Annotated in this window: 25 protein-coding genes; 21 read left to right on the top strand and 4 right to left on the bottom strand. The window is 72.2% G+C overall.

Annotation, left to right across the window (positions count from 1 at the left end; genetic code table 11):
* Window positions 1-76: 76 nt before the first annotated feature.
* Together AB0J21_RS23545 and AB0J21_RS23540 are read right to left on the bottom strand one after the other, a co-directional pair.
* Complete coding sequence (locus tag AB0J21_RS23545; RefSeq protein ID WP_363148058.1) at window positions 77-1,306, bottom strand: DUF349 domain-containing protein; 1,230 nt, start codon at window positions 1,304-1,306, stop codon at window positions 77-79.
* Window positions 1,307-1,438: 132 nt separating this feature from the next.
* Window positions 1,439-2,287: a peptidylprolyl isomerase gene (locus tag AB0J21_RS23540; RefSeq protein WP_363148057.1), complete on the bottom strand. Its 849-nt coding sequence runs from the start codon at window positions 2,285-2,287 to the stop codon at window positions 1,439-1,441.
* 176 nt (window positions 2,288-2,463) lie between these two features.
* On the opposite strand from AB0J21_RS23540, the gene AB0J21_RS23535 reads away from it, so the two are divergent.
* From AB0J21_RS23535 to AB0J21_RS23520, 4 genes are all read left to right on the top strand, one after another.
* Window positions 2,464-3,177 carry an MBL fold metallo-hydrolase gene (locus AB0J21_RS23535; protein ID WP_363148056.1) on the top strand — a complete coding sequence of 238 codons (714 nt, stop codon included), beginning with the start codon at window positions 2,464-2,466 and terminating at the stop codon, window positions 3,175-3,177.
* 11 nt (window positions 3,178-3,188) lie between these two features.
* Window positions 3,189-4,451: a histidine--tRNA ligase gene (gene hisS, locus AB0J21_RS23530; RefSeq protein ID WP_363148055.1), complete on the top strand. Its 1,263-nt coding sequence runs from the start codon at window positions 3,189-3,191 to the stop codon at window positions 4,449-4,451.
* Window positions 4,452-4,725: 274 nt separating this feature from the next.
* Complete coding sequence (locus tag AB0J21_RS23525; RefSeq protein ID WP_363148054.1) at window positions 4,726-5,382, top strand: vitamin K epoxide reductase family protein; 657 nt, start codon at window positions 4,726-4,728, stop codon at window positions 5,380-5,382.
* Window positions 5,383-5,449: 67 nt separating this feature from the next.
* Window positions 5,450-6,805 carry a replication-associated recombination protein A gene (locus AB0J21_RS23520; RefSeq protein WP_363148053.1) on the top strand — a complete coding sequence of 452 codons (1,356 nt, stop codon included), beginning with the start codon at window positions 5,450-5,452 and terminating at the stop codon, window positions 6,803-6,805.
* 87 nt (window positions 6,806-6,892) lie between these two features.
* Here the strand turns inward: AB0J21_RS23520 and AB0J21_RS23515 are convergent, their stop codons facing one another.
* Window positions 6,893-7,621 (bottom strand): hypothetical protein, encoded by a 729-nt coding sequence (locus AB0J21_RS23515; RefSeq protein ID WP_363148052.1) that lies wholly within the window; start codon window positions 7,619-7,621, stop codon window positions 6,893-6,895.
* Window positions 7,622-7,851: 230 nt separating this feature from the next.
* On the opposite strand from AB0J21_RS23515, the gene rpsD reads away from it, so the two are divergent.
* The 15 genes from rpsD (at window position 7,852) to AB0J21_RS23440 (ending at window position 23,556) form a co-directional block, all read left to right on the top strand.
* Window positions 7,852-8,466 (top strand): 30S ribosomal protein S4, encoded by a 615-nt coding sequence (gene rpsD, locus AB0J21_RS23510; RefSeq protein WP_363148051.1) that lies wholly within the window; start codon window positions 7,852-7,854, stop codon window positions 8,464-8,466.
* Between the two features lie 244 nt (window positions 8,467-8,710).
* A complete protein-coding gene (locus tag AB0J21_RS23505) occupies window positions 8,711-9,145 on the top strand; it encodes a DUF948 domain-containing protein (protein WP_363148050.1) in 435 nt (144 codons plus the stop codon).
* 43 nt (window positions 9,146-9,188) lie between these two features.
* The gene (locus AB0J21_RS23500; RefSeq protein ID WP_363148049.1) at window positions 9,189-9,539 is read left to right on the top strand and encodes a DUF6167 family protein; all 351 of its coding nucleotides are present in this window, start codon (window positions 9,189-9,191) and stop codon (window positions 9,537-9,539) included.
* Window positions 9,539-12,208 carry an alanine--tRNA ligase gene (gene alaS / locus AB0J21_RS23495; RefSeq protein WP_363148048.1) on the top strand — a complete coding sequence of 890 codons (2,670 nt, stop codon included), beginning with the start codon at window positions 9,539-9,541 and terminating at the stop codon, window positions 12,206-12,208. The genes AB0J21_RS23500 and alaS overlap by 1 nt, the downstream gene beginning before the upstream one ends.
* A gap of 5 nt (window positions 12,209-12,213) precedes the next feature.
* Window positions 12,214-12,678 carry a Holliday junction resolvase RuvX gene (gene ruvX / locus AB0J21_RS23490; RefSeq protein WP_363148047.1) on the top strand — a complete coding sequence of 155 codons (465 nt, stop codon included), beginning with the start codon at window positions 12,214-12,216 and terminating at the stop codon, window positions 12,676-12,678.
* 127 nt (window positions 12,679-12,805) lie between these two features.
* On the top strand, window positions 12,806-14,683 hold the full coding sequence (mltG, locus tag AB0J21_RS23485) for an endolytic transglycosylase MltG (protein WP_363148046.1): 1,878 nt from the start codon (window positions 12,806-12,808) through the stop codon (window positions 14,681-14,683).
* Window positions 14,684-14,720: 37 nt separating this feature from the next.
* Window positions 14,721-15,554 carry a shikimate dehydrogenase gene (locus AB0J21_RS23480; protein ID WP_363148045.1) on the top strand — a complete coding sequence of 278 codons (834 nt, stop codon included), beginning with the start codon at window positions 14,721-14,723 and terminating at the stop codon, window positions 15,552-15,554.
* Between the two features lie 184 nt (window positions 15,555-15,738).
* Complete coding sequence (aroC, locus tag AB0J21_RS23475; protein ID WP_363148044.1) at window positions 15,739-16,923, top strand: chorismate synthase; 1,185 nt, start codon at window positions 15,739-15,741, stop codon at window positions 16,921-16,923.
* A 29-nt stretch (window positions 16,924-16,952) separates the two neighbouring features.
* Window positions 16,953-17,435, top strand: coding sequence for a shikimate kinase (locus AB0J21_RS23470; RefSeq protein WP_363148184.1), 483 nt, complete (start codon window positions 16,953-16,955; stop codon window positions 17,433-17,435).
* Window positions 17,432-18,559 (top strand): 3-dehydroquinate synthase, encoded by a 1,128-nt coding sequence (gene aroB, locus AB0J21_RS23465; protein ID WP_363148043.1) that lies wholly within the window; start codon window positions 17,432-17,434, stop codon window positions 18,557-18,559. The genes AB0J21_RS23470 and aroB overlap by 4 nt, the downstream gene beginning before the upstream one ends.
* Window positions 18,560-18,724: 165 nt before the next feature.
* The gene (locus AB0J21_RS23460; RefSeq protein WP_363148042.1) at window positions 18,725-19,600 is read left to right on the top strand and encodes an AAA family ATPase; all 876 of its coding nucleotides are present in this window, start codon (window positions 18,725-18,727) and stop codon (window positions 19,598-19,600) included.
* A gap of 101 nt (window positions 19,601-19,701) precedes the next feature.
* The gene (locus tag AB0J21_RS23455; RefSeq protein ID WP_363148041.1) at window positions 19,702-20,817 is read left to right on the top strand and encodes an aminopeptidase P family protein; all 1,116 of its coding nucleotides are present in this window, start codon (window positions 19,702-19,704) and stop codon (window positions 20,815-20,817) included.
* 89 nt (window positions 20,818-20,906) lie between these two features.
* Entirely contained in the window at window positions 20,907-21,473 is a 567-nt protein-coding gene (gene efp, locus AB0J21_RS23450; RefSeq protein ID WP_363148040.1) for an elongation factor P, read from the top strand.
* Window positions 21,474-21,475: 2 nt separating this feature from the next.
* Window positions 21,476-21,910 carry a transcription antitermination factor NusB gene (gene nusB / locus AB0J21_RS23445; protein WP_363148039.1) on the top strand — a complete coding sequence of 145 codons (435 nt, stop codon included), beginning with the start codon at window positions 21,476-21,478 and terminating at the stop codon, window positions 21,908-21,910.
* Between the two features lie 140 nt (window positions 21,911-22,050).
* The gene (locus AB0J21_RS23440; RefSeq protein ID WP_363148038.1) at window positions 22,051-23,556 is read left to right on the top strand and encodes an aminotransferase class V-fold PLP-dependent enzyme; all 1,506 of its coding nucleotides are present in this window, start codon (window positions 22,051-22,053) and stop codon (window positions 23,554-23,556) included.
* A gap of 147 nt (window positions 23,557-23,703) precedes the next feature.
* Here the strand turns inward: AB0J21_RS23440 and bldD are convergent, their stop codons facing one another.
* Window positions 23,704-24,204 (bottom strand): transcriptional regulator BldD, encoded by a 501-nt coding sequence (gene bldD, locus AB0J21_RS23435; RefSeq protein WP_181657181.1) that lies wholly within the window; start codon window positions 24,202-24,204, stop codon window positions 23,704-23,706.
* 222 nt (window positions 24,205-24,426) lie between these two features.
* Between bldD and pyrR the strand changes: the two genes are divergently transcribed.
* Both pyrR and AB0J21_RS23425 read left to right on the top strand, forming a co-directional pair.
* On the top strand, window positions 24,427-25,041 hold the full coding sequence (pyrR, locus tag AB0J21_RS23430; protein WP_363148036.1) for a bifunctional pyr operon transcriptional regulator/uracil phosphoribosyltransferase PyrR: 615 nt from the start codon (window positions 24,427-24,429) through the stop codon (window positions 25,039-25,041).
* A gap of 112 nt (window positions 25,042-25,153) precedes the next feature.
* The gene (locus AB0J21_RS23425) at window positions 25,154-26,164 is read left to right on the top strand and encodes an aspartate carbamoyltransferase catalytic subunit (RefSeq protein WP_363148035.1); all 1,011 of its coding nucleotides are present in this window, start codon (window positions 25,154-25,156) and stop codon (window positions 26,162-26,164) included.
* The last annotated feature ends 4 nt before the right edge of the window (window positions 26,165-26,168 follow it).

The raw sequence follows: 26,168 nt of genomic DNA, 5'->3' as shown, positions 1-26,168 counted from the left end.
GAGGGGGCCCCGCTCCATGTCACCGGGGCCCCGTCCGCAACGGACGGGGCCCCGCTCCATGTCACCGGGCCGTGGTTCAGCCCCCGAACTCCTCCAGGCCCTTGAGCGCCTGGTCGAGCAGGGCCTGGCGGCCCTCCAGCTCACGTTCGAGCTTCCCGGCCCTCGCCTCGTTACCCGCGGCACGGGCCGCGTCGATCTGGCCGTGCAGCTTGTCCACGGCCGCCTGGAGCTGGCCGGTCAGGCCGGCCGCGCGGGCCCGGGCCTCCGGGTTGCTGCGCCGCCACTCGGTCTCCTCGGCGGTCTGGATCGCCCGCTCGACGGCCTGCATACGGCCCTCGATCCTCGGTCGCGCGTCCCGCGGGACGTGACCGACGGCCTCCCAGCGCTCGTTGAGCGAGCGGAAGGCCGCCCGGGCCGCCTTGAGGTCCTTCACCGGAAGCAGCCGCTCGGCCTCCTCGGCCAGCGCCTCCTTCAGTTTCAGGTTCTCGCCCTGCTCGGCGTCCCGCTCCGCGAACAGCTCGGAGCGCGCCGCGAAGAACACGTCCTGGGCGCCCCGGAAGCGATTCCACAGGTCGTCCTCGAACTCGCGCTGCGCGCGGCCCGCGGCCTTCCACTGCGTCATCAGATCCCGGTAACGGGCCGCCGTCGGCGCCCAGTCGGTGGACCTGGACAGCGACTCGGCCTCGGTGACCAGCTGTTCCTTCGTCTTCCTGGCCTCCTCGCGCTGCGCGTCCAGCGCCGCGAAGTGCGCCTTGCGCCGCTTCGAGAACGCCGAACGGGCATGCGAGAAGCGGTGCCACAGCTCGTCGTCCGACTTGCGGTCGAGCCGGGGCAGCCCCTTCCAGATGTCCACGAGCGCGCGCAGCCGCTCACCGGCCGAGCGCCACTGCTCGCTCCCGGCCAGCTGCTCGGCCTCGGCGACCAGCTCCTCCTTGGCCTTCTTGGCCTCGTCGGTCTGCTTCGCGCGCTCGGCCTTGCGCTCCTCCCGGCGCGCCTGCACCGTCTCGACCAGCTTGTCCAGCCGCTGGTCGAGCGCCGCGAGGTCGCCCACCGCGTGTGCCTCGCGCACCTGTCCGCGCAGATGGTCGACGGCGGTCTGCGCGTCCTTCGCGGACAGGTCCGTCGTCCGCACCCGGCGCTCCAACAGCCCGATCTCGACGACGAGTCCCTCGTACTTGCGCTCGAAGTACGCGAGGGCCTCGGCGGGGGAGCCGGCCTGCCAGGAACCGACCTCCCGCTCACCCTCGGCGGTACGCACGTACACGGTCCCGGTCTCGTCGACACGGCCCCACGGGTCGCTGCTCACAGCGCCTCCTCCACATGATGCCGCGCGCCCCCCGGGGGCCCCGGCATCGTCCACAGTTTCGTCACGGCCAACATAGGCGACCTGCGGGGCGGCTGTCCGCATCCCGGGCAAGCGAACTTGACCGCCCCCGGGTCAGGATTTCGTCACGGTCGCCTTGTTGATCACCACGGTCGCGTTCGGCGTCCCGTCGCCCTGCCCGCTGTTCTCACCGGCGTTCGCGATCTTCTTGAGCACCTTGGAGCCGGCCGTCGAGATGGTGCCGAACGGCGTGTAGTCGGGCGGCAACGGGCTGTCCTGGTAGACGAGGAAGAACTGGCTGCCGCCGGTGTCGCGGCCCGACTTGTCCTGGGCGTTGTACTGGTTGGCCATCGCCACCGTGCCCGCCGGGTAGACCTTGCCCTTGAGGCTCTTGTCCTTCAGGTTCTCGTCCGGGATCGTGTAGCCCGGCCCGCCCGTGCCGTTGCCCTTGGGGTCGCCGCACTGCAGGACGTAGATGCCCGCGGTGGTCAGCCGGTGGCACTTCGTGTGGTCGAAGTAGCCCTTGTCCGCGAGGAACTTGAAGGAGTTCACCGTGTGCGGGGCCTTCTTCGCCGACAGGTCGAGCGGGATGTCCCCGCACGTCGTGGCGAGGTTCATCGTGTAGTCGGCGGAGGTGTCGACGCTCATCGCCGGCTCCTTCTTGAACGACAGGTCCTTGACCTTGCCGGCCGCCGGCTTCGCGCACGGGTCCTCGGCCTTGCTGGGGCTCGCCGAGGGCGTGGGCGCCGCGGCCGCGTCGCTCTTGGCCTTGCCGTCGCCGTCGTCCTTGCTGAACGCCCCGCCCGCCCAGGCTCCGCCGCCCGCCGCGAGCACCACGACGACGGCGGACGCGATGACCGCGTTGCGCCTGCGGGCCCGGCGACGAGCCGCCTCCCGACGCTCCTGCTGTCGCAGGAACTTCTCCCGGGCGAGCTGGCGCCGGCGCTGATCGTTGCTGACCACCGGGTGTCTCCTCGTGTCCGTTGTCCGTCGTGGACGGGGCCTGTTGTGTGCCCCGTACCGTATATGGGTTCGCTGTGGAATCGGCACCGCCGGTACGCTCGTCCGTGCCGCCGTCCGGCTTCCGGGCCGGGAGCGGCACCCACCGTCGCAGGACAGACCAGACACAAAGGACGATCGTGCTCATTGCCGGTTTCGCCGCCGGAGCCTGGGGGACCAACTGCTACGTGGTCGCCCCGGCCGCCGGTGAGGAATGCGTCATCATCGACCCGGGCCACCAGGCGGCCCCCGGTGTCGAGGAGACGCTCGCGGAGCATCGGCTCAAGCCCGTCGCCGTCGTCCTCACCCACGGCCACATCGACCACGTGGCCTCCGTCGTCCCCGTGTGCGGCGCCCATGACGTGCCCGCCTGGATCCACCCGGCGGACCGCTACATGATGAGCGACCCGGAGAAGGCCCTCGGCCGCTCCATCGGGATGCCCCTCATGGGCGAGCTGACCGTGGGGGAGCCCGCCGAGGTCGAGGAGCTGACCGACGGCGCGCGGCTGCGACTGGCCGGACTCGACTTCTCCGTCGCGCACGCGCCCGGCCATACCAAGGGGTCGGTGACCTTCAGGACCCCCGAGGGCGCGGACCTGCCGTCCGTGCTGTTCTCGGGCGACCTGCTGTTCGCCGGCTCCGTCGGACGCACCGACCTGCCCGGCGGCGACCACGCCGAGATCCTCGACTCGCTGGCCCGTGTGTGCCTGCCGCTAGAGGACTCGACCGTGGTGCTGTCCGGCCACGGCCCCCAGACGACCATCGGCCGGGAGCGCGCCACCAACCCGTATCTGCGGCAGGTGGCCACCGGCACGGCAGCGGCCCCCGACGCCGCCGCCCGACGAGGAATGTGACACCGACAGACGTGAGCACCTTCAAGGCCCCCAAGGGCACCTACGACCTCCTCCCGCCGGACTCCGCGCGCTTCCTCGCCGTACGCGAGGCGATCGCCGCGCCCCTGCGCGACGCGGGGTACGGCTACATCGAGACGCCCGGCTTCGAGGACGTCCAGCTCTTCGCGCGCGGGGTCGGCGAGTCCACCGACATCGTCAGCAAGGAGATGTACGTCTTCACCACCAAGGGTGGTGACCAGCTCGCCCTGCGCCCGGAGAGCACCGCCTCCGTGCTGCGCGCCGTGCTGGAGGCCAACCTCCACAAGGGCGGCAACCTGCCCGTCAAGGTCTGGTACTCCGGCTCGCAGTACCGCTACGAACGCCCCCAGAAGGGCCGCTACCGCCACTTCTCGCAGGTCGGTGCCGAGGCGATCGGGGCCGAGGACCCGCTGCTCGACGCCGAGTTGATCATCCTCGCCGACCAGGCGTACCGCTCGCTCGGCCTGCGGCAGCACCGCATCCTGCTCAACTCGCTGGGTGACAGGACCTGCCGCCCGGTCTACCGCGCCGCCCTCCAGGAGTTCCTGCGCGGACTCGACCTCGACGAGGAGACGCGGCGCCGCATCGAGATCAACCCGCTGCGGGTGCTCGACGACAAACGCGAGGACGTCCAGAAGCAGCTCGTCGGGGCGCCCCTGCTGCGCGACTACCTGTGCGACGCGTGCCGGGAGTACCACGAGGAGGTCCGCGAACTGCTGACCGCCGAGGGCGTCGCCTTCGAGGACGACCCGAAGCTCGTGCGCGGGCTCGACTACTACACCCGCACGACCTTCGAGTTCGTCCACGACGGTCTCGGCTCGCAGTCCGCGGTCGGCGGCGGAGGGCGCTACGACGGGCTCTCCGAGATGATCGGCGGGCCCGCGCTGCCCTCCGTCGGCTGGGCGCTCGGCGTCGACCGCACCGTGCTCGCCCTGGAGGCCGAGTCCGTCACCCTGGACCTGCCGGCCACCACGAGCGTCTACGCCGTCCCGCTCGGCGAACAGGCCCGCAAGGTGCTGTTCCGGACGGCGGGCGAACTGCGCCGGTCCGGGATCGCCACCGACTTCGCCTTCGGCGGACGCGGCCTGAAGGGCGCCATGAAGAGCGCCAACCGCTCCGGCGCCCGGCTCGCGCTGATCGCCGGGGAACGCGACCTCGCCGACGGGCAGGTCCAGCTCAAGGACCTGGAGTCCGGGGAGCAGAGCGCCGTCGCGCTGACCGAGGTGGTCGCCGAGATCCGCCGCCTGCTCGGCTGAGAGGCGGCCGCCTGGACGGGCGGCGGACACGGCATCGAGACGACGGCCGGTGGGGGAGAGGGAGCCCCACCGGCCGTCAACTTGGCAGGAGGCTTCTCACACCTCCGGGCGGTTTCCGGTTCCGCACGCCGGGACGCCCCGCCGGTGTCCGGGCCGGTCCCGCGCCCCCGGCGGGCCGGAAAGGGACCTGCGACCGCCTGGCGGACACAGGCGCCTGGGGCACAATGTCAGGGGCCCGGAAGCCCCCGGACCCCCTCTGTGACGGAACGGCGTGATGAGCGATACGACTGTGGTGAACGACGACGTCTCCAGCGACCACGCGGACGACGACCGGCCCGAGGGCACCCCGGTGTCCCGCCTCGGTGCCTCGCGCGCCTTCGCGATCATGCTCGTCCTGACGGGCGCGGCGGGGCTGCTCGCCGCCTGGGTCATCACGCTCGACAAGTTCAAGCTGCTGGAGGACCCCAACTTCACCCCGGGGTGCAGCCTCAACCCCGTCGTCTCCTGCGGCAGCGTCATGAAGAGCGAGCAGGCCGCCGCCTTCGGCTTCCCCAACCCGATGCTGGGCCTCGCCACCTACGCCGTGGTGATCTGCGTCGGCATGACCCTGCTCGCCGGGGCCCGGATGCCGCGCTGGTACTGGCTCACCTTCAACTTCGGCACGCTCTTCGGTGTCGGCTTCTGCACCTGGCTCCAGTACCAGTCGCTCTACAACATCAACGCCCTGTGCCTGTGGTGCTCCCTGGCCTGGGTCGCGACGATCATCATGTTCTGGTACGTCACGGCGCACAACGTCCGCAACGGCTTCCTGCCCGCCCCCGCCGCGGTCCGCGGCTTCGTGGGCGAGTTCCCCTGGGTCCTGCCCGTCCTGCACATCGGGATCATCGGCATGCTGATCCTGACCCGCTGGTGGGACTTCTGGACCAGCTGAGCCCGTCCCCGCAGCTCAGCGCCCCGGGCCCGGGGCCTTGTCGGTGCCGTGGCATAGGCTTCGAGGCGTGGAACCCGACTTGTTCACCGCCGCAGCAGAAGAGCGCCAGGAGAAGGACCCGAGCAGCAGCCCGCTGGCCGTCCGGATGCGCCCCCGCACCCTCGACGAGGTGGTGGGCCAGCAGCACCTGCTCAGACCCGGCTCCCCGCTGCGCCGGCTCGTCGGCGAGGGCGGCCCGGGGCCGGCGGGCTCCTCCTCGGTCATCCTGTGGGGACCGCCCGGCACCGGGAAGACCACACTCGCCCATGTCGTGAGCAAGGCGACCAACGCGCGCTTCGTGGAGCTGTCCGCGATCACCGCCGGGGTCAAGGAGGTCCGCTCCGTCATCGAGGGCGCCCGCCGAGCTACCGGCGGCTTCGGCAAGGAGACCGTCCTCTTCCTCGACGAGATCCACCGCTTCAGCAAGGCCCAGCAGGACTCACTGCTGCCCGCCGTCGAGAACCGCTGGGTCACCCTCATCGCGGCGACCACGGAGAACCCTTACTTCTCGGTCATCTCCCCGCTGCTGTCCCGCTCGCTCCTGCTGACCCTGGAGCCGCTCACCGACGTGGACCTGCGCGGGCTCCTGCACCGCGCGCTCACCGAGGAACGCGGCCTGAAGGGGGCGCTGACCCTCCCCGCGGACGCCGAGGAACACCTGCTGCGGGTGGCCGGCGGAGACGCGCGCCGCGCCCTGACCGCCCTGGAGGCGGGCGCCGGGGCCGCGCTCGCCAAGAAGGAGGGCGAGCTCACCCTCCAGACCCTGGAGGAGACGGTCAACAAGGCCGCCCTGAAGTACGACCGGGACGGCGACCAGCACTACGACGTGGCGAGCGCCCTGATCAAGTCCATCAGGGGCTCGGACGTGGACGCCGCCCTGCACTACCTGGCCCGGATGATCGAGGCGGGGGAGGACCCCCGGTTCATCGCCCGGCGGCTGATGATCTCGGCGAGCGAGGACATCGGCCTCGCCGATCCCACCGCCCTGCCCATCGCCGTGGCCGCCGCCCAGGCCGTCGCCATGATCGGCTTCCCCGAGGCGGCGCTGACCCTGAGCCACGCGACCATCGCCCTCGCCCTCGCCCCCAAGTCGAATGCGGCCACCCTGGCGATCGGGGCCGCTCTGGAGGACGTGCGCAAGGGGCTCGCGGGCACCGTGCCGCCCCATCTGCGGGACGGCCACTACAAGGGGGCCGCGAAACTCGGCCACGCCCAGGGGTACGTGTACCCGCACGACGTCCCCGGCGCGATCGCCGCCCAGCAGTACGCGCCGGACGCGGTCAAGGACCGCCGTTACTACGAGCCGACCCGTTACGGCGCCGAGGCGCGGTACGCGGACGTCGTGGAGAAGGTGCGTGAGCGGCTGCGCGGCGCGCAGGACTGATCTCCTCAGACCCCATGGGCGCCGCGACGTCCGGCGGGTCCCCCGACCTCTCCCCGAGGCCCCGAACCCGCGTCGGCGGAGCCCGTCTCAGTGCCCCGCGGCCTCGAAGAGCACGCGCATCGCCCGCCGCAGCCCGTGCACGTCCGCGACCGGCTCGGGAAAGTCGAAGCGCGCGTCGAAGCACCGCACCCCCGTGAAGCGCACCCGCAGGCCGAAGCGGTCCAGGGCCACCGGGACGGCCACCGGGCAGCCGGCGCCCCGCGCCCGCTCCCCGATCAGCTCGCGCAACCGCCGCACCTGCGGGGCGTGCGCCGCGTGCAGGTGCTGGAGCAGCTCGGCCTCGTACGCGACGAGCGGATCGGGCGCGGCCGCGGCGAAGTCCTTGGCGTCCACCGCCTCGGCACCCCACAGGTCGTCCACGCAGATCTCGCCGGTCTCCAGTCGCAGCGTCGCCCAGGCCGGGGGACCGGCGATCCCGGGTGGGCCGGTGATCGCGCGGGCCCCGGGCGCCTCGTCGGGCAGCCGGGTCAGCCAGCCCGAGATCCAGGCCCGGCCGCGGATGCGGTGGGGGACGGAGACCGGCGCGACGTCGGTCAGTTCCAGGACCACCGCCAGCTCGTCGTCGTGCGCGCGCGAGGCCGCCCGGACCACGGGGGAGCCGGCGGGGAAGACGAGCAGCACCTCCCCGTCGTCGCCGACCTCCCGCACCTCGGGCATCAACTGGTGCGCAAGGGCCGACTCCAGGCCCGGGACGAGCAGTACCGCCGAGCATGTACTCTGTACGAGAGTTCGTGTGCGTTCGGCTGCTGACGGCATCCGGGCGGTTTCTGGCCCCCATTCCTCCTGAGGTTCCTCGGAACCCTCGTGGACGTCATGAGTTTCATGGCGGGGACGCGGCTGACCATGAGCTGATCGGACCTCCGTCGATGCGTCGCCGTTCTGTGCGCCGCGGCTGTTCGTGATGCGCGTGGTGTTCCCAGGGCGAGACATGCGATCTCCTTGAGTAAGGTGAGCCTAACCTAACCTATTTCGGAGGTCTGGAGAACGTGCCTAACCAGTCGCGTCCCAAGGTCAAGAAGTCGCGTGCGCTCGGTATCGCGCTGACGCCCAAGGCTGTCAAGTACTTCGAGGCCCGTCCCTACCCGCCGGGTGAGCACGGCCGTGGCCGCAAGCAGAACAGCGACTACAAGGTCCGTCTGCTCGAGAAGCAGCGTCTGCGCGCCCAGTACGACATCAGCGAGCGCCAGATGGCCCGCGCCTACGACCGCGCCCGCAAGGCCGAGGGCAAGACCGGTGAGGCCCTGGTCATCGAGCTGGAGCGTCGCCTCGACGCCCTGGTCCTGCGTTCGGGCATCGCCCGCACCATCTACCAGGCCCGCCAGATGGTCGTCCACGGCCACATCGAGGTCAACGGCCAGAAGGTCGACAAGCCCTCCTTCCGCGTCCGTCCCGACGACGTCGTGATGGTCCGCGAGCGCAGCCGCTCCAAGCACCCCTTCCAGGTGGCGCGCGAGGGTGGCTACGACACCGACGGCGAGACCCCGCGCTACCTCCAGGTGAACCTGAAGGCCCTGGCCTTCCGCCTGGACCGCGACCCGAACCGCAAGGAAATCCCGGTCATCTGCGACGAGCAGCTGGTCGTCGAGTACTACGCCCGCTGATCACCCGCTGATCCAGCGCGCCGCGCACTCCCACCCGGCCCCCACCGTCCCCGTGACGTGGGGGCCGGGTGTTTTTGCCCCGGTGGTGTCCGCGGGCGAAATGCGGTACGGGCCCACCCCGGGGCCGCGATAGGCTCGGGGCACGACTTCCGTCGCCCGCGGCGGCCTCGCGGCCCGGCGCGGACGTCGTACGACACGGCCGGCGCGCGCCGGCCAGAACCCGAAGCACAAGGAGCGGTGCACAGTGTCCGGTGGAGAGGTGGCCGGCATCCTGGTGGCCGTGTTCTGGGCGATTCTCGTCTCCTTCCTCTCCGTCGCCCTGGTGAGGCTGGCACAGACGCTCAAGGCCACGACCGCGATGGTCGCCGAAGTGACGGAACAGGCCGTCCCGCTGCTCGCGGACGCCTCCGCGACCGTGCGCTCCGCGCAGACCCAGCTGGACCGCGTCGACGCGATCGCCTCCGACGTCCAGGAAGTCACCTCCAACGCCTCCGCGCTCTCCACCACCGTCGCCTCCACCTTCGGCGGACCGCTCGTCAAGGTCGCCGCCTTCGGCTACGGCGTACGGCAGGCACTGAGCCGCAAGGCAGCCCCCGAGGCCGCCGTGCCCACCCGCCGTACGGTGATCGTGGGCCGCGCCGTCCCCGGGGCGCGCCGCTCCCGCCGCAAGCGCGGCTGACGGCCGCACGCGATGCACGACACCCGGAAGGACTGAGTCCGCCATGTTCCGTCGTACGTTCTGGTTCACCGCAGGAGCAGCCGCAGGGGTCTGGGCCACCGCCAAGGTGAACGCCAAGATCCGCGCGCTGACCCCGGAGAGCCTCGCGGCACAGGCAGCGAACAAGGCCGTCGAGACGGGCCACCGGCTGAGGGACTTCGCGCTCGACGTGCGGGAGTCCATGTCCGAGCGCGAGGCCGAACTCGACGCGGCACTCGGCCGCAACCAGCCCGCACCCCCCGAACTCCCCACCCAGCGGCGGCTCGCAGCCCTGGAGCGCAGCACCACCACGGTGTACACCGCCGCCCCCGAAGACCACCTGAAGCACCCGAACAACCGGAATGAGGACCACTGATGGAGTCGGCTGAAATCCGCCGCCGCTGGCTGCGCTTCTTCGAGGAGCGCGGGCACAAGGTCGTGCCGTCGGCGTCGCTGATCGCGGACGACCCGACCCTGCTGCTCGTCCCCGCGGGCATGGTCCCCTTCAAGCCCTACTTCCTCGGCGAGGTCAAGCCGCCCGCCCCGCGCGCCACGAGCGTGCAGAAGTGCGTGCGCACCCCGGACATCGAAGAGGTCGGCAAGACCACCCGGCACGGCACCTTCTTCCAGATGTGCGGCAACTTCTCCTTCGGGGACTACTTCAAGGAACAGGCGATCAGCTACGCCTGGGAGCTGCTGACCTCCTCCGTCGAGGACGGCGGCTTCGGCCTGGAGCCCGAGCGGCTGTGGATCACCGTCTACCTGGACGACGACGAGGCCGAGCAGATCTGGCGCGAGAAGATCGGCGTGCCCGCCGAGCGCATCCAGCGCCTGGGCAAGGCCGACAACTTCTGGTCCATGGGCGTCCCCGGACCCTGCGGCCCCTGCTCCGAGATCAACTACGACCGGGGCCCGGAGTTCGGCGTCGAGGGCGGTCCTGCCGTCAACGACGAGCGCTACGTGGAGATCTGGAACCTGGTCTTCATGCAGTTCGAGCGGGGCGCCGGCTTCGGCAAGGACGACTTCGAGATCCTCGGCGACCTGCCGAGCAAGAACATCGACACCGGCCTCGGCCTCGAACGCCTCGCGATGATCCTCCAGGGCGTCCAGAACATGTACGAGATCGACACCTCGCGCGTCGTGATCGACAAGGCCACCGAGCTGACCGGCGTCCAGTACGGGGCGAGCCACACCTCGGACGTGTCGCTGCGCGTGGTCTCGGACCACATGCGCACCTCCGTCATGCTCATCGGCGACGGCGTCAGCCCCGGCAACGAGGGCCGCGGCTACGTGCTGCGCCGCATCATGCGCCGTGCCGTGCGCAACATGCGTCTGCTCGGCGCCGAGGGGCCGGTCGTCAAGGAGCTGCTCGACGTCGTGATCGACACGATGGGCGAGCAGTACCCCGAGCTGATCAGCGACCGCAAGCGGATCGAGACGGTCGCGCTCGCCGAGGAGGCCGCCTTCCTCAAGACGCTGCGGGCCGGCACCAACATCCTCGACACCGCCGTCACCGAGACCAAGCAGTCCGGCGGCTCCACGCTCTCCGGCGACAAGGCGTTCCTGCTGCACGACACGTGGGGCTTCCCGATCGACCTCACGCTGGAGATGGCCGGGGAACAGGGCCTCGCGGTGGACGAGGACGGCTTCCGCCGCCTCATGAAGGAGCAGCGCGAACGCGCCAAGGCCGACGCCCGCGCCAAGAAGACCGGCCACGCCGATCTGCACGCCTACCGGGAGATCGCCGACACCGCCGGGTCCACCGACTTCACCGGCTACCAGCACCTGGAGGGCGAGGCCCGCATCGTGGGCCTGCTCGTCGACGGAGTGCCCTCGCCCGCCGCCACCGAGGGCGACGAGGTGGAGGTCGTCCTCGACCGCACCCCGTTCTACGCCGAGGGCGGCGGCCAGATCGGCGACACCGGCCGCATCCGGCTCGACTCCGGCGCCGTCATCGAGATCCACGACGTGCAGAAGCCGGTCCCCGGTGTGCACGTCCACAAGGGCCGCGTCCAGGTCGGCGAGGTCACCGTGGACTCCCCGGTCTGGGCCTCCATCGACCAGGTGCGCCGCCGGGCCATCGCCCGCGCCCACTCCGCCACCCACCTCACCCACCAGGCCCTGCGCGACGCGCTCGGCCCGACGGCCGCCCAGGCCGGTTCCGAGAACCAGCCCGGCCGCTTCCGCTTCGACTTCGGTTCGCCGGCCGCCGTGCCCACGACCGTCATGAGCGACGTCGAGCAGAAGATCAACGAGATCCTGGCCCGCGAGATGGACGTCCAGGCCGAGGTGATGTCCCTGGACGAGGCCAGGAAGCAGGGCGCCATCGCCGAGTTCGGCGAGAAGTACGGCGAGCGGGTCCGGGTCGTCACCATCGGGGACTTCTCCAAGGAGCTGTGCGGCGGCACCCACGTGCACAACACCGCCCAGCTCGGCCTCGTGAAGCTGCTCGGCGAGTCGTCCATCGGTTCCGGGGTGCGCCGTATCGAGGCCCTGGTCGGCGTCGACGCGTACAACTTCCTGGCCCGCGAGCACACGGTCGTCGCCCAGCTCCAGGAGCTGGTCAAGGGCCGGCCCGAGGAACTGCCCGAGAAGATCGCGGGCATGCTCGGCAAGCTCAAGGACGCCGAGAAGGAGATCGACAAGTTCCGCGCGGAGAAGGTGCTCCAGGCCGCCGCCGGTCTCGCCGAGAACGCCCGTGACGTGCACGGCACCGCCCTGGTGACCGGTCAGGTCCCGGACGGCACCGGCGCCGACGACCTGCGCCGCCTCGTGCTGGACGTCCGGGGCCGCATCCCCGGCGACCGGCCCGCCGTGGTCGCCCTGTTCACCGTGGCGGGCGGGCGCCCGCTCACCGTGATCGCCACCAACGAGGCCGCCAGGCAGCGCGGGTTCAAGGCCGGTGATCTGGTGCGCGCCGCCGCCAAGACCCTCGGGGGCGGCGGTGGCGGCAAGCCGGACGTCGCCCAGGGCGGTGGCCAGAACCCGCAGGCCGTGCCCGAGGCGGTCGCCGCCGTCGAGCGCCTCGTCGCCGAGACGGCCTGACGCCCGTGCGCAGAGGACGCCGCCTCGCGATCGACGTCGGGGACGCCCGGATCGGGGTCGCTTCGTGCGACCCCGACGGGGTCCTGGCGACCCCGGTCGAGACCGTGCCGGGACGTGACGTCCCGGCCGCCCAGCGCCGGCTCGGGGCACTGGCCGAGGAGTACGAGCCGATCGAGATCGTGGTGGGGCTGCCCCGCTCCCTCAACGGGGGAGAGGGGCCGGCCGCCGCGAAGGTCCGCGCATTCACCAGGGAACTGGCCCGGCTGGTCGCGCCCGTTCCGGTGAGGCTGGTGGACGAGCGAATGACCACGGTGACGGCGAGTCAGGGTCTGCGGGCCTCCGGGGTGAAATCGAAAAAGGGCAGGTCGGTCATTGACCAGGCCGCCGCTGTGATCATTCTCCAATCCGCTCTGGAATCCGAGCGGCGGACCGGTCAGGCCCCTGGGGAGGGCGTCCAAGTGGCCCCCTGATCGCGGTACGGTAACGTTCCGCGCGATGCGGTGGCATTCGAACAGCTGCCGCACAGCAGAGAGACGGAGCCCGAGCTGTGCGAACCCATCACGACACAGCGTTCCGTCCCGCGGCACTAGGGGACTGATGACTGAGTATGGGCGGGGCCAGGGCCCCGGACCGTGGCACCCTGAGGACCCCCTGTACGGGGACCAGGGATGGGTGCAGGGCGAGGACCCGTACCGCGGACAGCAGGACCAGCAGCAGCCCTACCCCCAGCAGCAGTACGACGCCTGGGGCAACCCGGTGGTCTACGACCAGCAGGGTTACCCCCAGGGGCAGCAGCAGGCGTACGGCGCCGACCCCTCCCAGCAGGGAGGCGGATACGACCCCGGGCACGGCCAGGGCCAGCAGGGCTACCCGGGGCAGGCGGCGCAGCAGTACCCCCCGTACCAGCAGCCGCAACAGCCCCAGCACCCTCAGCAGTACGGCGGCCAGCAGCACCCTCAGCAGTACGGCGGCCAGCAGCAGCCTCAGCAGTACGGCGGGCAGCCCCAGGATCCCCAGCAGTACGGCAACGGCAACGGCTGGGACACCGGTCAGCAGCAGATGCCCTACGGGGGCGAGCAGGCCGGGCAGTACGGCGCGGGACAGGACGGTTACGGCCAGGGCGACCCCTACGGCCGCGGTGGCCAGGGCTATCCCGCCGCCGACCCCTCGCACGGGTACCAGGAGCCACAACCGGCCGCCGCACCGGAGCAGGAGCCGGCCGGCGGCGACTGGGACCCGGAACCGGACGAACCCGAACACCCCTTCTTCGCGAGCGACGGGGACGCGGGCCGCTCTCGCGGCCGGGGACGCGCGAGCGACGAGGCCGACGAGCACGACGAGTACGCCGATGACGACGCCGGGGCGGACGACCGGCGGGGACGGCGCGGCGGCGGGAAGCCCAAGAAGCGCCGCAGCGGCTGCGCCTGCCTGGTCGTCGCGGTCGTCCTGGTCGGCGGGGGCGGCGGCGCCGCCTATTACGGCTACCACCTCTACCAGGACCGTTTCGGCCCCGCCCCCGACTACGCGGGCGAGGGCAGCGGCACCGTCGTGGTCGAGATCCCGGACGGCGCGACCGGCATCGTCATGGGCAACCGCCTCAAGGAGAAGGGCGTCGTCAAGAGCGTCGACGCCTTCACCAAGGCGTACGGCACCGTCCCCAAGGGCAAGACGGCCCAGCCCGGGTTCTACACCCTGCGCAAGGGCATGTCGGCCAAGAGCGCGGTCGACCTGATGCTCAGCCCGAAGAGCCGCAACACCCTGATCGTGCCCGAGGGGTACCGCAACTCCTGGGTCTACGCGCAGATCGACGACCGGCTCGGCCTCGCGAAGGGCACGACGGCCAAGGCCGCCAAGGACGACTGGAAGAGCCTCGGCCTGCCGAAGTGGGCCAATTCCGACAAGGACATCAAGGACCCCCTGGAGGGCTTCCTCTTCCCCTCGGCCTACTCGGTGTCCAAGGGCCAGAAGCCGCAGGACGTGCTCAAGCGCATGGTCGCGCAGGCGGACAAGCAGTACGAGCGGCTCGACATCGTCGGCCAGTCGAAGAAACTCGACCTGAAGAGCCCGCTCCAGCTCGTCACCGTGGCCAGCCTGGTGAACGCGGAGGGGCTGAACCACTCCGACTTCGAGAAGATGGCGGAGGTCGTCTACAACCGCCTGAAACCCGGGAACACCGAGACCAACGGGATGCTGGAGTTCGACTCCACGTACAACTACGCGATGAACCAGAGCAAACTCGACATGACGCAGGCGCAACTGCGGAAAACGGATCATCCGTACAACACGTACTTCTACAAAGGACTTCCGCCCGGCCCCATCGGAAATCCGGGAGCGGACGCCCTTTCCGGTGCCATAAAACCGTCGAAGGACGGTTGGTACTATTTCGCGGCGATCGGCGACAAGACGACATTCACCAAGACGTACAAGGAACACGAGAAAATCGCCAACGAGGTCGGAAAGTTGCAGAACCAGTAATGCGACGCATTGACGGGCGCCCCGCAACAGACAGGGAGTGGGAGTGACCGGCGAACACAAGGCCGCCGTCCTCGGTTCCCCCATCGCGCACTCGCTCTCCCCGGTCCTGCACCGGGCGGCCTACGAGGCGCTGGGCCTGACCGGATGGACGTACGAGCGCTTCGAGACGGACGAGGCGGCCCTGCCCGGCTTCCTCGACGGGCTCGGACCGCAGTGGGCCGGACTCTCCCTCACCATGCCGCTCAAGCGCGCCGTGCTGCCCCTGCTCGACTCCCTCAGCGACACCGCCGCCTCCGTCGAGGCCGTCAACACCGTCGTGCTGGGGCCGGACGGCCGGCGCACCGGGGACAACACCGACATCCCCGGGATGATCGCCGCGCTCGCCGAACGCGGGATCACGAGCGTGGAGTCCGCCGCGATCCTCGGGGCCGGCGCCACCGCCTCCTCCGCCCTCGCCGCCCTCTCCCGGATCTGCTCGGGAGAGGTCGTCGTGTACGTGCGCAGCGCCGCCCGCGCCGCCGAGATGCGCGGCTGGGGCGAGCGCCTCGGCGTCCCCGTCCGCACCGAGGCCTGGGACGACGCCGCCCAGGCCCTGCGTGCGCCGCTCGTCGTGGCCACGACCCCCGCCGGCAGCACCGACGCGCTCGCCGCCGAGGTCCCGGCCGGGCCGGGGACCCTCTTCGACGTGCTCTACGAGCCGTGGCCCACGCCGCTCGCGGCGCGCTGGTCCGCGCGCGGGGGAGCCGTCGTCGGAGGGCTCGACCTCCTGGTCCACCAGGCGGTCCTCCAGGTCGAGCAGATGACCGGACACCACCCCGCCCCGCTCGCGGCGATGCGCGCGGCGGGTGAGAAGGCCCTCGCGGGACGCTGAGCGCGCGGGTCCACCGGGCGGCCGGACCCGCCCGCGCCGGGGCTTTCCGGCCGCCCGCGCCTGTCCCGGCAGATGGACCCGTGCCGATTCCCCGGCCCCCTCATGGGAGGATCGGGGGCGGCGGGCACGGGCCGCGCACCCGGCCGCGCCGTTGCAGTTCCAGGCGCGAGCAGGAGGAGCACCGTTGAGCAGGCTGCGTTGGCTGACCGCGGGGGAGTCGCACGGACCCGCACTCGTGGCGACGCTGGAGGGACTTCCCGCCGGCGTGCCCATCACCACCGACATGGTGGCCGACCACCTCGCCCGGCGCCGCCTCGGCTACGGACGTGGTGCCCGGATGAAGTTCGAGCGGGACGAGGTCACCTTCCTCGGTGGTGTACGCCACGGACTCACCCTCGGCTCCCCGGTCGCCGTCATGGTCGGCAACACCGAGTGGCCCAAGTGGGAACAGGTCATGGCGGCCGACCCGGTCGACCCGGCCGTCCTGGCCGAGTCCGCCCGCAACGCGCCGCTCACCCGGCCGCGCCCCGGCCACGCCGACCTCGCCGGGATGCAGAAGTACGGCTTCGACGAGGCCCGCCCGATCCTGGAGCGCGCCTCCGCCCGCGAGACCGCCGCCCGTGTCGCACTCGGCGCCGTGGCCCGCTCGTACCTGAAGGAGACGGCCGGGATCGAGGTCGTCAGCCACGTCGTCGAGCTGGCCGCCGCGAAGGCGCCGTACGGGGTGCTGCCGACCCCCTCCGACGTCGAGCGGCTCGACGCCGACCCGGTGCGCTGCCTCGACCCCGACGCGAGCGAGGCGATGGTCGCCGAGATCGACCAGGCCCACAAGGACGGCGACACCCTCGGCGGCGTCGTCGAGGTCCTGGCCTACGACGTGCCCGTCGGGCTCGGCTCGCACGTCCACTGGGACCGCAGGCTCGACGCCCGCCTCGCCGCCGCCCTCATGGGCATCCAGGCCATCAAGGGCGTCGAGGTCGGCGACGGCTTCGGCCTCGCCCGTGTCCCCGGCTCCCAGGCGCACGACGAGATCGTCGGCACCGAGGACGGCATCCGGCGCTCCACCGGCCGCGCGGGCGGTACCGAGGGCGGTCTGTCCACCGGCGAACTGCTGCGGGTGCGCGCCGCGATGAAGCCGATCGCGACCGTCCCGCGCGCCCTCGCCACGATCGACGTGGCCACCGGCGAGGCCACCAAGGCCCACCACCAGCGCTCCGACGTGTGCGCCGTACCGGCCGCCGGCATCGTCGCCGAGGCCATGGTCGCCCTCGTCCTGGCCGACGCCGTCGCCGAGAAGTTCGGCGGCGACTCCGTGCCCGAGACTCGGCGCAACGTCCGCTCGTACCTCGACCACCTCCAGATCCGGTGACCGGGCCCCTGCTCGTCCTGGTCGGCCCGATGGGCGTCGGCAAGTCCACGGTGGGCGGACTGCTCGCCGACCGGCTGCGCACCACCTACCGCGACACCGACGCCGACATCGTCGCCGCCGAGGGCCGCGAGATCTCCGACATCTTCGTGGACGACGGGGAGGAGCACTTCCGCGCCCTGGAGCGGGAGGCCGTCCGCGCCGCCGTCACCGGGCACGACGGGGTCCTCGCGCTGGGCGGCGGAGCCGTCCTGGACGCCGAGACCCGCGCCCTGCTGCGGGAACTGCCCGTCGTCTACCTCTCGATGGACATCGAGGAGGCCGTCCGGCGCACCGGGCTCGCCACCGCCCGCCCCCTGCTCGCGGTCAACCCCCGCCGCCAGTGGCGTGAGCTGATGGACGCCCGCCGTCACCTGTACACCGAGGTCGCCCGGGTGGTCGTCGCCACCGACGGCCGCACCCCCGAAGAGGTCGCCGAGGCGGTCCTCGACGCACTGGAGCTGAAGGAAGCGTGAGCGAGAACACCGTCGAGGCCCCCACCCGAATCCAGGTGGGCGCCACCCCCGGCACCGAGCCCTACGAGGTGCTGGTCGGCCGGCAGCTCCTGGGCGAACTGCCCGGCCTGATCGGCGAGAAGGCCCAGCGGGTCGCCGTCATCCATCCCGAGGCGCTCGCCGAGACCGGTGAGGCCCTCCGTGCCGATCTGGCCGAACAGGGCTACGAGGCCATCGCCATCCAGGTGCCCAACGCGGAGGAGGCCAAGACGGCCGAGGTCGCCGCCTACTGCTGGACCGCGCTCGGCCAGTCCGGCTTCACCCGCACCGATGTCGTCGTCGGCGTCGGCGGCGGGGCCACCACCGACCTGGCGGGCTTCGTCGCGGCGAGCTGGCTGCGCGGGGTGCGGTGGGTCGCGGTGCCCACGACCGTGCTCGGCATGGTGGACGCGGCCGTCGGCGGCAAGACCGGGATCAACACCGCCGAGGGCAAGAACCTCGTCGGCGCCTTCCACCCGCCCGCCGGGGTGCTGTGCGACCTCGCCGCCCTGGACTCGCTGCCCGTCAACGACTTCATCAGCGGGCTCGCCGAGATCATCAAGGCCGGTTTCATCGCCGACCCGGCGATCCTCGACCTGATCGAGCAGGACCCGGTCGCCGCCCGCACCCCGGCCGGGCCGCACACCGCGGAACTGATCGAGCGCTCCGTCCGCGTCAAGGCCGAGGTCGTCTCCGGCGACCTCAAGGAAGCGGGCCGGCGCGAGATCCTCAACTACGGGCACACCCTGGCCCACGCGATCGAGAAGAACGAGCGCTACACGTGGCGGCACGGCGCCGCCGTCTCCGTCGGCATGGTCTTCGCCGCCGAACTCGGCCGGCTCGCCGGCCGCCTCGACGACGCGACCGCCGACCGGCACCGCGCCGTTCTGGAGTCGGTCGGACTGCCGCTCACCTACCGGGGCGACCAGTGGCCGAGGCTCCTGGAGAACATGAAGCTCGACAAGAAGTCCCGGGGCAACCTGCTGCGCTTCATCGTCCTCGACGGGCTCGCCAAGCCCTCCGTGCTGGAGGGCCCCGACCCGGCCGTCCTGCTCGCCGCGTACGGAGAGGTCTCGGACGGCCCCGGACACGGCGACCGCGCCTGACGCCACGGTGCCCGCCGCCCGACGGGCGGGCACGTCACCGGTTCCCCGGCCGTTCACACAACGACGGCCGGGGACGGTACCGTTCGCTGGACGCCGGGGGAACCGCTCCTTCACCCCCTCGCGTCCAACGCCTGTACGAGCCGGTACGAGACGGAGTGGCACGGGATGCAGCAGTCAGCGCGATCGGCGTCGGCACCGGGGCCCTGGCCGCCGCCCCCCCACCCCTTCGCGCCGGGCTCGCCGACCCCCGCGGGCTCTGGTCCTCCGACCCTGCCGCTGCGCGCCACCCAGGGCCCGCCGCCCGGCCCCGTACCGCAGCCGCCGCCCCCTCCGCAGGGACCGCCACCACCGGCCGCCCCGCCGGCCCCGGCCCAGCCGCAGGCCGCCGCCTTCCCGTCCGACGCCACCGGACACGTGCCGCTCCCGGCCGGGGCGCCCGTCGCCGTGCCGCCCCCGCCGCACGGGCCGCTCGCCGGTACCGGGAGCACGACCCTCGCGGTCCTGCTCATCGGCCCCGCCGGGGCGGGGAAGACGACCGTCGCCAAGTACTGGGCCGCGCGCCGCCCCGTGCCCACCGCGCACATCAGCCTCGACGACGTCCGCGAGTGGGTGCACTCCGGTTTCGCCGACCCGCAGAGCGGCTGGAACGACCACTCCGAGGCGCAGTACCGGCTGGCTCGCCGCACCTGCGGCTTCGCCGCGCGCAACTTCCTGGCCAACGGCATCTCCTGCATCCTCGACGACGCCGTCTTCCCGGACCGCCCGGTGGTCGGCCTCGGCGGCTGGAAACGGCACGTGGGGCCGGGGCTGCTGCCGGTCGTCCTGCTTCCCGGACTGGAGATCGTGCTGGAGCGCAACGCCGCCCGCAGCGGCAACCGGCGCCTCGGCGACGAGGAGGTCGCCAGCATCCATGGCCGGATGGCCGGATGGTACGGATCGGGGCTGCCCATCATCGACAACTCCCAGCTCGACGTCGCCGCCACCGCGCGGTGCCTCGACGAGGTGCTGGCGCGCGCGATAGCCAGCCCGCCCCCGTGGTGAGCGTTGCGCGCGAGCGGGCCCGCGCACCCCGTCCCCGGCCCCCGCACCCGGTCGGACGCGCAGAACCGGCCGCGACCGCGAGCCGAACTTAGGCTCGCCCCATGGCAGAGGCGTACGCGGCACGCAGGGACCGGCTCAGGGAGCGCTACACGGGCGGCGGCCAGGCTGCCGCCGTCGTCTCCCGCCCGGCCAACGTCCGGTATCTGGGCGGGGCGGCCCCGCAGGGCGCCGTCCTGCTGCTGGCCGCCGAACGCGGCGCCGAGGACGTCCTGCTCAGCCCCCGGCTGCCCAGCGGTCTCGCCTCGGAGGGCCGGCCCGACGAGGCCCTGCGGGTGCACGTCATGGCTTGTCCCACCGCCGACCCGGCCGTGGCGGCCGCCGAGATGGCCGCGGCGAGCGGGACCGAGGCCCTCGCCGTCGAGGAACACGACCTGACCGTGGCCCGCCACCGCGCGCTCGCCGAGACGGCGCCCCGGCTGCGGCTGACCGATCTGGGCCGGGCCGTGGAGCAACTGCGGCTGGTCAAGGACGAGGAGGAGATCGGCGCCCTGCGGATCGCCGCCGAGATCGCCGACCAGGCCCTGGGCGAACTGCTCGAATCGATCCTGGTGGGCCGCACCGAACGGCATCTCGCGCTGGAACTGGAGCGCCGCCTCATCGACCACGGCGCCGACGGGCCCGCCTTCACCACGTCCGTCGCCACCGGCCCCAACGCCGGTCTGGGGCGGCACCGGCCCACCGACCGCCGCGTCGAGGAGGGCGACTTCCTCTCCGTGTGCCTGGGCGCCGGCTACCGGGGATACCGCAGTGAAATCGGCCGGACGTTCGTCATCGGCACCGCCCCGGAGGAGTGGCAGATCGAGCTGTACGACCTCGTGTTCGCCGCTCAGCGGGCCGGCCGTGAGGCGCTGACCCCGGGCAGGGCCTGCCGCGACGTGGACCGCGCGGTGCGCCAGGTGCTGGAGTCCGCCGGGTACGCGGAGGGCCTTCCCGCGTCCACCGGGCACGGGGTGGGGCTCGAAAACGACGAGGACCCGCAGATCGCCCCGGCGGCCATGGGTAAACTGGACGCTTGTGTGCCGGTCACCGTCGAACCGGGGGTCCACCTCCCGGGCCGGGGCGGGGTCCGGATCGATGACACACTCGTTGTCCGCCCCGAGGCGGACGGCGGGCCCGAGCTACTCACCATCACGACCAAGGAACTGCTCGCGCTCTAGCGCGCCTGCCTTCTCCTCGGTCGTCCACCAGCTCTTCCCCGGGCCTCGGCCGGGGGGAGAGGCCCCATCGTCCAGGAGATTCCGCAACCGTGGCTTCCACGAACGACCTCAAGAACGGCCTGGTGCTGAAGCTCGACAACGGCCAGCTCTGGTCCGTCGTCGAGTTCCAGCACGTCAAGCCCGGCAAGGGCCCCGCCTTCGTGCGCACCAAGCTCAAGAACGTGCTCTCCGGCAAGGTCGTCGACAAGACCTTCAACGCCGGCGTCAAGGTCGAGACGGCCAACGTCGACAAGCGCGGGATGCAGTACTCGTACAAGGACGGCGAGTACTTCGTCTTCATGGACATGGACACCTACGACCAGGTGCACATCGACCCGAAGGTCGTCGGCGACGCCGCCAACTACCTGCTGGAGGGCTTCGAGGCCGTCGTCGCGATGTACGAGGGCAACCCCCTCTACGTCGAGCTGCCGGCCGCCGTCGAGCTGGTCATCGCCAACACCGAGCCGGGTGTCCAGGGCGACCGCTCCACCGGTGGCACCAAGCCCGCCGAGCTGGAGACCGGTTACTCGATCGCCGTCCCGCTGTTCATCACGACCGGCGAGAAGATCAAGGTCGACACCCGCACCGGCGACTACCTCGGCCGGGTGAACAGCTAACCGTGGCTGCCCGCAACACGGCCCGGAAACGAGCTTTCCAGATCCTCTTCGAGGCCGACCAGCGCGGAGCCGACGTGCTCACGGTCCTCGCCGACTGGGTCCGGCACTCCCGCTCCGACACCCGACAGCCTCCGGTCAGCGAGTACACGATGGAGCTGGTCGAGGGGTACGCGCAGCACGCGCGCCGCATCGACGAGCTGATCTCGCAGTACGCCGTCGACTGGACGCTGGACCGCATGCCGGTCGTCGACCGCAACATCCTGCGGCTCGGGGCCCACGAACTGGTCTGGGTGGACGGCACCCCCGACGCCGTCGTCCTGGACGAGGCGGTGGAGCTCGCCAAGGAGTTCTCCACCGACGAGTCCCCGGCCTTCGTCAACGGCCTGCTGGGCCGTTTCAAGGACCTCAAGCCGGGGCTGCGCCGCGAGGACGCCTGACCCGCGCACCGGCCGCCGAACGGGCCCGCCCACCCCCCAGGGGTGCGGCGGGCCCGTTCCGTTTTCCCCGGCCCGTTCCCGTCGCCGCCCGTCCGGTCCACCATGTGAAGCCGAGCGACGAGAGCGAAGGAGCGAGCCGAATGAGCCGCAGCACGCAGCCGGTCCCAGCCACCGGGCCGCAGGAGCCGGGGGCCGGGGACGCGGCCGCCGAAGGGGACCGGATACTCGCCCGGCTGAGTGCGCTGCGCGCCGGCGACCTGCCCGTCAAGGGCGGCCGGACCATGGCCTACGTCTACGACCCGGGGATCGAAGGACTCGACGCGCTCGCCGCCGCCGCGCACGCCGCCTACGCCGGGGTCAACGGCCTGGACATGACGGTGTTCCCGAGCGTCGTGACCCTGGAGAACGACGTCGTGGGCCGCGCCGCCCGGCTGCTGGGCGGGGGCCCCACGACGGCCGGCACCTTCACGAGCGGCGGCACCGAGTCCTGCCTCCTCGCCGTCCTCACCGCCCGCGAACACGCCCGCGCGACCCGGGGGGTGACGCGTCCCCAGCTCGTCCTGCCGGTCACCGCCCACGCGGCCTTCCACAAGGCCGCGCACCTCTTCGGCCTCGACGTCGTGAGCGTCCCCGTGGACCCCGTGAGCTTCACCCCGGACCCGGCGGCCGTCCGCGCCGCGCTCGGCCCGCGCACGGCCCTCGTGGTGGCCTCAGCGCCCTCGTACGCCCACGGGGTGCTCGACCCGGTCGCGCAGATCGCCGGGGCGGCGGCGGAAGCGGGCGTGCTGTGCCACGTCGACGCGTGCATCGGCGGCTGGTACCTCGGGCACCTGCGGCGTACCGCGGAGGGGGCCGGGCTGCCCGCCTTCGACCTGTCGGTGCCCGGGGTCACCTCCCTGTCCGTCGACCTCCACAAGTACGGCTACACCCCGAAGGGCGCCTCGGTGCTGCTGTTCCGGGACGCCGGGCTGCGCCGCCACGGCTGGTTCGCGCACGCCTCCTGGCCGGGCTACCCGGTGGTCAACGCGACCCTCCAGGGCACCAAGTCGGCGGGCCCGCTCGCGGCGGCCTGGGCGGTGCTCGAACGCGTCGGCACCGAGGGATACACGGAACTCGCCCTGCGGGTGCACCGGGCACACCGCGCCCTGTGCGCGGGCATCGAGGAGATCGAGGGGCTGCGCGTCCTGGGCGGGCCCGCCGCCTCGCTGATCGCCGTGGCGGCCGAGGACGAGGGCGTGGACCCCTTCGTGGTGGCCGACGAGATGCGCGCCGCCGGCTGGTACCTCCAGCCGCAGCCGGCGGCCGCGGGGTCCCCCGCCAACCTCCATCTCACGGTCACCGCGGCCGCGGCGGGAGCCGACACCGTACGCGGGCTGCTGGACGACCTCGCGGGCGCCGTGGACCGGGCCCGCGCCCACGGGCCGGTGCGGGTCGACCCGGGGCTGGTGGCGGCCGCCGGGGCCCTCGACCCGGAACGGCTCGGCCCCGAGGAGGTGGAGCTGGCTCTCGGGCTGGCCGGGGTGGGCCCGGACGGGGCGCTGCCCGAGCGCATGGCGCCCGTGCTCGCGGTGCTCCAGGCCCTTCCGCCCCGGCTCGCGGAGCGGCTGCTGCCCGAGGTGATCGGACGGCAGTACCGGGCCGGGTGAGCAGCGCCGGAGCCTGCTGAAGGGCCCTGGAACAGGCGGAGAGGCCCGGACACGGCACCGCCCGGTGGGGCGGACGGCCGAAACCGGCCGTCCGCCCCACCGGGCGGGACGTCTCCCTACGGGCCGCGGGGCCCCTGGGGGGTTCGCTCAGCTGTCCTCGTGGGCCACCGCGCGGCGCGCGTCCGCGTCCAGGACGCCCCAGCTGATGAGCTGCTCGGTCAGGACCGAGGGCGACTGGTCGTAGATCACGGCGAGGGTGCGCAGGTCGTCCTGGCGGATCGACAGCACCTTGCCGTTGTAGTCGCCGCGCTGGGACTGGATGGTGGCCGCGTACCGCTGGAGCGGGCCCGCCTTCTCGGCCGGGACGTGCGCGAGGCGCTCCAGGTCGAGAACGAGCTTCGGCGGCGGCTCGGCGGCGCCCCCGGGCGTCGTGCCGGGCAGCAGCTCCTGGACCGGAACCCCGTAGAAATCGGCCAGCTCGGCAAGGCGCTGCACGGTGACGGCACGGTCCCCGCGCTCGTACGAACCGACCACGACCGCCTTCCACCTGCCCTGCGACTTCTCCTCGACTCCATGGAGGGAGAGGCCCTGCTGGGTGCGGATGGCCCGGAGCTTGGCCCCGAGCTGTTTGGCGTATTCGCTGGACATATAGCTCCCCGGACACGGTGACATGGTGCGGCCCAGCCGCGAGGCTGGTCACTCACTGTGAGGTTACGCAGCGTGACTTGGCTGCGTCAAGCGGAACAGGTGGACCGGCCTCCCGAACGAGGGGGTGGTCCGGGTTCATTCTTCCTCCTGGTAGCGTGGGTGGCGCAATTCCGACGTCCTTTAAGAACCGTCCCGTGAGGCGGAGAAGGAGGTCCGTTTCCGATGGACAGCTCTTCACCCACCCCCGACTCCCCGAGCACCGGTCCGGCCGAGGCCCGCCCCGTGCTCGAAGGCCCCGACATCGCCCGGGTCCTCACCCGCATCGCCCACGAGATCGTCGAACGCGCCAAGGGCGCCGACGACGTGGTGCTGCTCGGCATCCCGACCCGCGGTGTCCACCTCGCCCGGCGCCTCGCCGCGAAGCTCGAGGACATCACCGGCCGCGCCATCCCCACCGGTTCGCTGGACATCACGATGTACCGCGACGACCTGCGGATGAAGCCCGCCCGCGCCCTCGGCCGCACCGAGATCCCCGCCGACGGGATCGACGGCCGCCTCGTCGTCCTCGTGGACGACGTCCTGTTCTCCGGGCGCACCATCCGCGCCGCCCTCGACGCCCTCGGCGACATCGGCCGCCCGCGCGCCGTCCAGCTCGCCGTCCTCGTCGACCGGGGCCACCGCGAGCTGCCGATCCGCGCCGACTACGTGGGCAAGAACCTGCCCACCTCGCTGCGCGAGACGGTCCGCGTCCAGCTCGCCGAGGAGGACGGCAGGGACGCCGTGCTGCTGGGCGTCCCCGCCCGTCCCGAGACCGGACAGGTCCCCGGCGCCCTCTGACGCACACCCGTACGACCCCTCTGGTCCGTACGGGTGAGCCCGTGCGCCCGCACGCCCCCGCCCGCGCCGCGACGCGCCCCGCCGCCCCGAGCCGTACCCCCTGGAGCCCCAGATGATGCGACACCTCATCTCGGCCGCCGACCTCTCCCGCGAAGACGCCGTACTGATCCTCGACACCGCCGAGGAAATGGCGCGGGTGGCCGACCGGCCCATCAAGAAACTCCCGACCCTGCGGGGCCGCACCGTGGTCAACCTCTTCTTCGAGGACTCGACCCGGACCCGGATCTCCTTCGAGGCCGCCGAGAAGCGCCTCTCCGCCGACGTCATCAACTTCAGCGCCAAGGGCTCCAGCGTCTCCAAGGGAGAGTCCCTCAAGGACACCGCGCAGACCCTGGAGGCGATGGGCGTCGACGCCGTCGTCATCCGGCACGGGGCCTCCGGCGCCCCCTACCGGCTCGCCACCTCCGACTGGATCGACGCCGCCGTGATCAACGCGGGCGACGGCACCCACCAGCACCCCACCCAGGCGCTCCTGGACGCCTTCACGATGCGCCGCCGCCTCGTGGGCAGGGACGCCGGTCTCGGCCAGGACCTGGCCGGGAAGCGGATCACGATCGTCGGCGACATCCTGCACAGCCGGGTGGCCCGCTCCAACGTCGACCTGCTGCACACCCTCGGCGCGCACGTCACCCTCGTCGCCCCGCCCACCCTGCTACCGGTCGGCGCCGGGAACTGGCCCTGCGAGGTCTCCTACGACCTCGACACGGTGCTGCCCGAGTCCGACGCGGTGATGATGCTGCGCGTCCAGCGCGAGCGGATGAACGCCGCCTTCTTCCCGACCGAGCGCGAGTACTCCCGCCGCTACGGGCTGGACGCGGCCCGCATGGCGCGGATGCCGGGCGAGGCCATCGTGATGCACCCCGGGCCGATGGTCCGCGGCATGGAGATCACCGCGGAGGTCGCCGACTCCCCGCGCTGCACCGTGGTCGAGCAGGTCGCCAACGGCGTGTCCGTCCGGATGGCCGTGCTGTACCTGCTGCTCGGCGGCCAGGAACCGGCCCCCACCCACGAGCGCCCCGCGCCCACCAGCCCCGTACCCGCCGCCCCCGCCGAGGAGAAGTGAACGA

It is taken from the genome of Streptomyces sp. NPDC049954 (assembly GCF_040656295.1).
GTDB lineage: Bacteria > Actinomycetota > Actinomycetes > Streptomycetales > Streptomycetaceae > Streptomyces.
This window is presented reverse-complemented; position numbering and strand designations above follow the sequence as displayed.